General features: G+C 67.6%; 7 protein-coding genes. All 7 read right to left on the reverse strand.

Annotated features, from left to right (window positions below; genetic code table 11):
* On the reverse strand, positions 1–492 hold a 492-nt coding region (locus VGB60_RS08495; RefSeq protein WP_331037837.1), incomplete at its 3' end, for a methionyl-tRNA formyltransferase.
* A 15-nt stretch (positions 493–507) separates the two neighbouring features.
* Entirely contained in the window at positions 508–1,668 is a 1,161-nt protein-coding gene (locus tag VGB60_RS08500) for an MFS transporter (RefSeq protein ID WP_331037838.1), read from the reverse strand.
* Between the two features lie 498 nt (positions 1,669–2,166).
* Entirely contained in the window at positions 2,167–4,272 is a 2,106-nt protein-coding gene (locus VGB60_RS08505) for a TonB-dependent receptor plug domain-containing protein (RefSeq protein ID WP_331037839.1), read from the reverse strand.
* 195 nt (positions 4,273–4,467) lie between these two features.
* A complete protein-coding gene (locus tag VGB60_RS08510; RefSeq protein WP_331037840.1) occupies positions 4,468–4,707 on the reverse strand; it encodes a hypothetical protein in 240 nt (79 codons plus the stop codon).
* Complete coding sequence (locus VGB60_RS08515; RefSeq protein WP_331037841.1) at positions 4,707–5,297, reverse strand: peptide deformylase; 591 nt, start codon at positions 5,295–5,297, stop codon at positions 4,707–4,709. Before VGB60_RS08515 ends, VGB60_RS08510 begins: the two co-directional genes overlap by 1 nt.
* Before the next feature lie 58 nt (positions 5,298–5,355).
* A complete protein-coding gene (locus VGB60_RS08520) occupies positions 5,356–5,763 on the reverse strand; it encodes an acyl-CoA thioesterase (RefSeq protein ID WP_331037842.1) in 408 nt (135 codons plus the stop codon).
* A gap of 119 nt (positions 5,764–5,882) precedes the next feature.
* On the reverse strand, positions 5,883–8,552 hold a 2,670-nt coding region (locus tag VGB60_RS08525), incomplete at its 5' end, for a TonB-dependent receptor domain-containing protein (RefSeq protein ID WP_331037843.1).

Raw genomic sequence — 8,552 nt, forward strand, 5'->3', positions numbered from 1 at the left:
CAGCGTCGCCGCCGTGTCGTCGGAGCGGATGTCCAGGACCTCCGACAGCAGGATCGGCCCCTCGTCCAGCCCCTCGGACATGCGCATGATCTGCACGCCGGTCTGGCGGTCGCCGGCCATGATGGCGCGCTGGATCGGCGCCGCCCCGCGCCAACGGGGCAGCAGGGATCCATGCAGGTTGAAACAGCCGAGCCTCGGGGCCTCCAGCACCTCAAGCTTCAGGATTTGGCCGTAGGCGACGACGCAGGCGGCGTCGACCGCAAGGCTGCGGAAGGTCTGGATGGCCTCGGCGCTCTTCATGGAGTCCGGCGTGAACACCGGCAGGCCCATGGTCTCGGCGAAGGCGTGCACCGGCGACGGCGTCAGCTGTTGGCCCCGCCCCTTCGGACGCGGCGGCTGTGAATACACCGCCGCCACCTCGTGCCCCGAGGCGATCAGCTCGGCCAGCGACGGCACGGCGAAATCCGGAGTTCCCATGAAGGCGAGGCGCATGCCGGGGGCTTTGCCCTATGCGGCGGGTGCGGACAAGGCGGGCGAGGCCTTGCCGTGCAGGCCGAAGGTGAGGACCAACATGGCAAGGCACAGGGCGCTGGACAGAAGCAGGGCTCCGGCCACAGAGCCGTCGAGGGCCCAGGCGTAGGCGGCGGGCGCCGCAGCCTGAAGGTACCGCGCCGGCGTCAGCAGGAGGGCCTGCCGAACGGCATACCGGTCGGGTCCGAAGACGTGCAGGGGCAGAACGCCCGAGGCGACCGACAGCAGACCGTTTCCGGCGCCCTGACCGATCGCGAGCAGTGGAGCCGCAAGGGGCGCGCTGAGGGCGCAGACGGCTCCGAGCGGATGCAGCAGACATGCGAGCCGTACGGTGATCAGGGGGTGGGCGCGGTGCATCACCAACAGGTCGAACAGCCGCGCGGCTATGGCGCTCGCCGCCATCAGCCCCGCCGCCCAGGCCGCGGTCGAGGCGCTCATCCCCAAGGCGTCGAGCACGCGCGGCAGATGCGCGCCCATGGCCGTGGACACCATCCAGGCGCCGGCGAAGATTCCAGCCATCTGGATCATGCGCCGGTCCCATTTCAGGGGCGTCCTTTCCCTGGGCCCGCTCCTGACGGGCGAGGCTTTCGGCAAGACGGCCAGGGTCAGGGGGAGACAGATGAGAAGATGGGACAGCGCCCAGAACAGGCAGGCCAAACGCCAGTCGCCGGCCTGGACGAAGGCCCGGCTGATCGGCCAGCCGAGGCCGCCCCCCAATGCGCCGATCAGGGATACGGCGGTGATGCCGCGCCGCGCCTCGGGGCCGCGCTTCTCGACCACGATGGCGAAGGCCGTGCCGTAGAGGCCGGTCCCCATGCCCAGGCCCAGGGCCGCGATGCCGAGCCAGAGAACCGGGAGGGTCGTCGCCGCAGCCATCAAGAACAGCGCGCCGGCGAAGGCGATGTGCGCGAACGCCTGAACCCGCCGTCCTCCATAGCGTTCGATCGCCCACCCCGACGCCGGCGTCAGGAGAGCGGAAACCAGAAACGCGCCGGACAGGGCCGCGAACAAGAGGGATGCGGCGGCGCCCGTGCTCTGAGCGATCGGGTCCGCCAGCACGCCGAGGAGGTAGTAGCTCGACGCGAACCCGATGATCTGGCCGAGGCCGAGAACAGGGACGAACAGGCGGTCTCGCATGCGCAAGACTCGCCGATTTCAGACGCCGATGGAAGTCAGCCCTTCGGAGTGCGCGCGGGCCTGAAGCTTGCCCTCGGTCTTGCTGTCTAAAGCCCCCTTCTGAGGCTCCGGTCGACGGCGGCGTTGCTCACCCCCGCACTGGCCGCGCGGCTCGAGCTGTCCGGCCGGCTGAAGGTGCTCTCACATCTGTAGTCCTGGCGTAGATCGCCGGTCTGGCGCCCAGTCGGGACGGCCCTGCTTCCGATCCGCAGGCGGCGTTTGGTCTGTTCGGCCAGTGTCCGTTTGTTCGGCGTCACCGGGTTGCTCAGGCGCCCAGCGCCAGCATGCCGCCGCCGCCGCCGCCGCCCAGAATGGCGGAAACGATCAAGATCCGCATACCCGTCATCCTCAAGCACGGGTCAGGAGATCGACCCCTCCCAGAAGTACATACCCGCCTGAAACAACCGTCAGGCGCCCGCGCCGGGACGTCGGGGACGGCCGCCGACCGGAACGCCGGGCCTAGAACTTCCCCCGGACTTCCAGCGAATAGATTGGCCCCACCGTGCGGTCGCGGCGCTCGTAGAATGACACTGGATCGGTGCGGCGGCCCGCGAAGCCGGTGCGGCGCAGGAAGCTTTCGCCGTGGAAGAGGTTGCCGACGCCGGCCCGGACGGTCAGGCCGTAGACGTCCTTGTGCTCGACGAAGGCGTTGCCGCCGACCGGGAATTCGAAGCCGTGCGCCACTTCCGAGGGTCGGTAGGTGGGGGCGTAGCGCTGGTGGCTGGCGCTGAAGCCGTAGGCCCAGGGCGTTTCCGGCACGTCGTGCCGGAGCGACAGGCTGACGAACCGTCGCAGGTTGCCGGTGATCGGCCGGTCCTCGCCGGTGACCGGGTCTTCGAGGCTGGTCTCCTGGAACCACACCCTGGTGTCGATCTTGACCCCGCGCCAGCCCATCGGATCCATGTTGATGGTGTTGCGCCACTCGACGCCGTAGCGGGTGGCGCTGTCGAGGTTGCCGACGGCCTGTCCGGCGGCGCCGATCGGAATGATGTCGATGATGTCGTCGATCTGGTGGGCGTAGACCCTGAGCGTCGAACTGCCCCAGGCGCCGCGGCTGTGGTTGGCCTCGACCTCGGCTTCCCAGCTCTGAGGCGGCACGAGGTTGGGGTTCTCGTCTTCGCTGGTGTTGTTGCCCAGGTCGATGGAGGCGAGGAAGTCGCCGAAGTTCAGCTGTCCCACCTTGCGCTGCAGGCGGAGATTGTAGCGGGTTTCCGGTGACTGCTGCCACACGGCGGTCAGCTGGCCCTTGGGCCGCTGGAACGTGCGGGTCAGGCCGCTGCCGCCGACCTGGCTGAGTTCCGAGTATTCGGCGCCGGCGGCGATCGTGAAGGAGAAGGTCGGGCTGAGGGGGCGGCCGTAGCTGGCGATGGCCTCATAGCGCTTCTCCTCGACGCGCGCGGTGGCGCCCGGGAAGGGGAGTTCGACATAGGCGCCGGAGGACTGAAGAACGAACAGCTCGCTCTCGCTGTCGAGCGAGTTAAACGCCGCCTCCACCGAGACCTGCCAGTCCGCGACGCTCTGTTTCCAGCGGTACTCGCCGCGTCCGATCCGCTCGGCCGCCTCGGACCGGCCGGTGATGCGGTCGCCGGTGTCGGCGCGGCCGTCGTCCCAGGTGGAGACGGCGTTGTTCTCGAAGTCGACCTCGCTCAGCCGGTCCAGACCGATCAGCTTCAGCCGGCCCGCGCCGAGGGCGAACTCGTAATCCCCGCCCACCTCGTAGTCGAAGCCTTCGTTGAAGTTGTCGAAATTCACCGTTCGGGCCACGCCCGTCGTCGGGATGCGACGGCTGTTCTCGTGATACTCGCCCTCGGCCAGGCGATAGGCGAGGCTGAGGTTGCCCACGGCATCCCCCGGGCCGTCCAGGCGGAACCGGGCGGTCGCCCGCGGCTGGTTGTTGTCGCCGGTCCAGACGTCGTAGCGGCTCTCGCGCACGCTCCAGTCGGGGTTGTAGATGAAGGTGTCGCCGCCGGCGCCGCTGTGGTTGACCTGGTTCTCGAGACCCAGGGTGTATTGCACCGGACCGTGCTCGCCGCTGACCGAGACGTTGAAGCGGTCCCACACCGGCTCCGTGAAGCGCGCCCGGTACTCCGGCGTCCAGGCGTACTGGCCGGTGATGCGCCCGGCCTTGACGATGATGTTGGCGACCTGGCCGGACAGGCCGGGAATGCGGAGGCCGGCGGCGTCGCGGATTTCGATCCGCTCCACGTTCGAGGCGGGGATGCGGCGGAGCTGGGCGAGGATGTCGTCGCTCTTGTTCGACGCGCGCTGACCGTTGACGAGGATGTTGCCGGTGGCCTCGCCCAGCCCGCGCTCGACGTTGTCGGTGCGGATGGAGAAGCCCGGAACCTGGTTCAGCATGTCCAGAGCATTGGACGGCGCGAAGCGGGCGAAGTCGGCGGGCGCGTAGGTTCGGATCTGACTCTCCGCCGCGGGGGCCGTCGGAGCCGGGGCCGGCGCTTGCGCTTCGGCGGCGGACGCCAGCCCGATCGCGGCGAACAGGGCCAGGCTGGAGACGCCGACCTGTCCGCGGCCCGCGCGGAGGTTCAGACGGGGTGCGCGGGTCATGGACGCCTCTGCAATGTGAGTGACGCGGGTCCCGCCGGCGGGGCGCGTCGTTTCGTCACGGTGCAGGCGAGGTTTGCCACGCTCCAGTTACAATCCGGACAGGTGCATTAAATCGCGGACATCCGCCGCCACACTCTCGCCGCAAGCTGGTCCGCGCCGGTCGGTCCGTGGCGGACGAAGCGGTCGGCGCCGCCGTCAGTCCCAGCGGGTGAAGACGCCGCCGCCCTCGTCCCATTCGCCGCCCGCGTCGAGCGCGTCGTCGAAATCGAGCAGCCGGTCCAGCAGCACCCCGGCGACCACGCCGATCGCGGCGACGCCGACGAGGGTGATCACGCTGGCGACGCCGACCTTCTCGTTGCGGGTCAGGCGGCGGCGGCCGGACGGATCGACGATCCGGTCGCGAGCGCGCTTCAGGCGGGTCGAGGCGCGCGCCATCAGGCCGCCAGCCTCGCGTTCTTCTTGACCTTGGCCACGGCGCGATCGCGCTTCAGCCGCGACAGGTGGTCGATGAACAGGACGCCGTTCAGGTGGTCCATCTCGTGCTGGATGCAGACGGCGTACAGGCCGTCGCACTCTTCCTCGACTGGCTGGCCGTCGTAGTTCAGGTAGCGGACGCGGCAGCGGGCCGGGCGTTCGACCGAGTCGAAATACTCAGGGATCGACAGGCAGCCTTCCTCGTACGGAACGGTCTCGTCCGAGGCCCAGACGATGTCCGGATTGATGAAATAGCGGGGATTCTTGCGTTCCGCTTCCCACTTCGCGCGGTCTTCGTCGGACATCTCAGCCGGGTCGACGTCGCAGGCCGAACCGTCCTTGTCGCCCAGGTCCATGACGATGACGCGGCGGGTGTCGCCGATCTGGACGGCGGCGAGGCCGATGCCGGGCGCGTCGTACATCGTCTCCAGCATGTCATCCATGAGCGCGCGCAGCTCGTCCGTCACCGGACCCTCCACGGGGGTGGAGACCTGCTTCAGCACCGCCAGGTCGGCGGCGTTGTCGATGGTGAGGATGCGTCTGACGGCCATGCCCGCGAGGTAGGCGCGACGGGCCGAAAGGTCAAGAATTTCCCAGCGGCGCGCTGGGTTATCCGGCCGCCGTCGGCAGCGGCCGGGGCTTCCGGTTTGCGTCGATGGCGACATAGGTGAAGACGCCCTCGGTGACCCGCACGGACGCCGCCTGGGCATGGTTGCGGGGCCTCTTCCACGCCTCGACATGCACCCGCACCGAGGTCCGCCCGGTCTTCAGAACGCGGGCGTAGATCGACACCTCGTCCCCGACCGAAACCGGCTGGTGGAACACCATGCCGTCGAGAGCGATCGTCACGCACCGCCCCTGCGCCAGCTCGAACGCCGGCGTCGCCCCGGCGAGGTCCATGTGCGCGAGCAACCACCCGCCGAAGATGTCGCCCTCGGGGTTGGTGTCGGCCGGCATGGCCACGACGCGGCCGACGGGCTGGCCGGCGGGGAGGGTGGGGGTTGCGGAGGGGCTCATGCCGCGGAGCATAAGGGGGCGAGCGCCGAAGCGCGAGCGGCTGAGCCCGAGTGCTCCCAGATGCAGAAAGAGGCGGCGCTTGCGCGCCGCCCCTCCCGTCGTGTTGCTCACGTTCGTGGCTAGAACGGCCGGTAGTTGAGGCCGATGAAGAAGCGCCGGCCAAAGTTATCGTAATTGGTGAAGACTGCGCCAGCTGGAAGCTGAGGTGGAGAGTTAGCGTCGAAGGCGTTTACCACCCCGAAGCGAAGCGACAGGTCGTCCCGCAGCTTGGTTCGCACTGTGAAGTCATGACGGGCGAAATCTCCGGTCGTGTGATAGCTCAACTGGCGGTTGTCGAGTGCACCGACCACGGCCCGCGCCGGATTGATATCCGTGGCCGTTTGCCAGTCCATGGCCCAAGTCAGGCTGAGGCGATCCGTCGGCGCGTAGGTCCATGCCGAGGTCAGTCGGACGCGCGGATAGGCCACGGCGCCGATCGTGCTGTCCAGACCGACGTAGTTGGCGGGATTCTCCGCATCGTTAAACTGCTTCTGTTCGATCAGCCATGTGCCGTTCAGCCGGTACGACAGCCGGCCCCAGTCGCGGCCCATGAAGTTCACGCTGTCGATGTTGTACGCGGCCGTGAAATCGAGACCTCGTGTCGTCCGCTTGGCGTAGTTGATCGAACCCTGGATGAAGGTGACGATCGCGAAACGATCGTCCGGCGCAGTCGCCGGGTCGTTGATCGGCGAGCGGGTGAGCGTGTTGCAGGCGTTGGCGTTCAGCGTGGGACCGCTGACGCACTGACCCGCGGCTACACCCGCTGTCACCGTGGCGATGACGTTTTCGATCTCGATCTCGTAGTAGTCGAGCACCAGCGAGAAGTCCGGGATCAAGTCCGGCTTGAAGATCGCCGAAAGGGTGAAGCTTTCCGACTCTTCCGGCACCAGGGCGGGATTGCCGCCGTTGAAGCCGGCGATGGCGCGGCCGTCGAAGCGGTAGGCGTTCGGAGCGTTGATGTCCGAGAAGTTGAACACCCCACCGAGGCCGAGCTGAGCGGCCAGAGCCTCGCAGTTGACGATCCGCTGGTTGGCGATCGTCCGGTCGGCCAGGTTGTTGATGACCTGGGTATCGCAGGGATCATTGAGCTGGTTCAGGAACGTCAGCGTACGCGGGGCGAAGTTCTCGGACAGCGAGGGAACGCGGATGGAGGTGTTGAGGCTGCTCCGGATCGCGATCTGGCTGTTCGGGCGATAGACGAAGTTGACTCCGTAGACCTCCTGCTCGCCCACCGTGGTGTAGTCCGACATGCGGTACGAACCGCTGAGCTCGGCATAGTCGCCCAGCCAACTGTCGCGGATGAGCGGAAGAGACAGCTCACCGAAGAACTCCTCGGTTTCATAGCTGGCCGGCAGGAAGTCGGCGCCGGTGTTGCCTTGAAGCCAGCGGCCCGCCGTGGAAGCGCTGCGGCCGACGCCCTGCGTCTCTTCCTTGCGGTACTCGCCGCCCAGCGCGAGGCTGATCGGGCCCGCGCCCCAGAAGTCCCACAGCTCCCCGCCGAGGAAGGCGGTGACGTCGGTCTGCTCCTGCTCTTCGGTGTAGATGATGTTCGCCCGAACGTAGTCGAGCGCCTCCTGGCTCTGATTGCCGGCGCCGAAGATGTTCAGCGGGACACACTGGGCGATGTCCGGGTCGTTGGCGCCAATGCGGCCACCGGTGTTGCGGTCTGTGACCAATCCGCCATTCGCGGTCAGCAAGCGCGCCCGGCAGACGATCGCGCCCGGGGAGCCGAGCACACCGGCGGTGTCGACCACCGCATCCATGGCGTAGGAGAAGCGCTCGCCGTCATCGGTGCCCTCGCGCTCATGGACATCCACTCGACCGTAGGTTCCGGCGATTTCCCAGTTCACGTTGTTGAAGAACGCGAGCCGGTCGAGGTCGCCCCGGAGGCCGAGGACGTACCGCTGAAGCTCGCGGGTGTTCTCCTGATCCCGGTCCGACGTCCAGGCGCTGTAGCGGGCGTAGGGCGCCGAGCGCGTCGTGGCGGGGTTCAACTGGCCCGGTTGGGTGGCCGTTGGGGCCGTGTAGTTGGTGATCGTGTTGTTCTGGATCGCCGTCCGCAGGTTAGCCGGCAGGAAGGCGTTGTCGAGACGGGTCGTGAACAGGCGCGGCGTGGCGGCGCGGCTGCTCAGGATCGGGGCGGTATCGTTGGCGGGGTAAAGGTTGGAGATGTAGCCCGTCATGAAATTCGGGCCGCTGGTGAAGTAGGTGTCCTCATGGACGAACTTCGCCTCACCGAACAGATCGACGTTGTCCAGCATGGCCAGAGTGAAACCGCTCTGGAAACGCTGTGACTCGTTCTGCGGAAACAGGACGTCGACATTGACGCGCGTGTTAAAGTTGGAGCCGTCGCCGCCGACGTTCAGTGTCCGACTGTATCCGGTGTTGCCGATGCGGGTGCCGAAGTTGGCCAGCCGGGCTGTTCCGCCTTCAAACACATAGGTTTTGGCGGGATCGACAGGGAAGCAGTTGTTGACGAGCTGCGGATCCACGGTGGCGGCCGTGCAGTTCGGGTTTGGAACCGGCACATCCGGGTCACCGGTGGGGCTGGAGGGTTGAGCGTTCGCCAGTGTCACGACGCCCCAGTCGTCCTGCGCGAGGGTGCGGATATCCCTGAAGAGGCGATTGTCATAAACGGCGTCGTTGGAGGCGGAGGCTGGATCGGCGTCGTCGCCTACAAGACCCCAGGCGTCCCTGAGCCAGTCCACGTCGCGGTAATAGACCGGGTCCTGGTTCTCGTACTCGCCGAA

Source organism: Brevundimonas sp. (assembly GCF_036399195.1).
Classification (GTDB): Bacteria; Pseudomonadota; Alphaproteobacteria; order Caulobacterales; family Caulobacteraceae; genus Brevundimonas.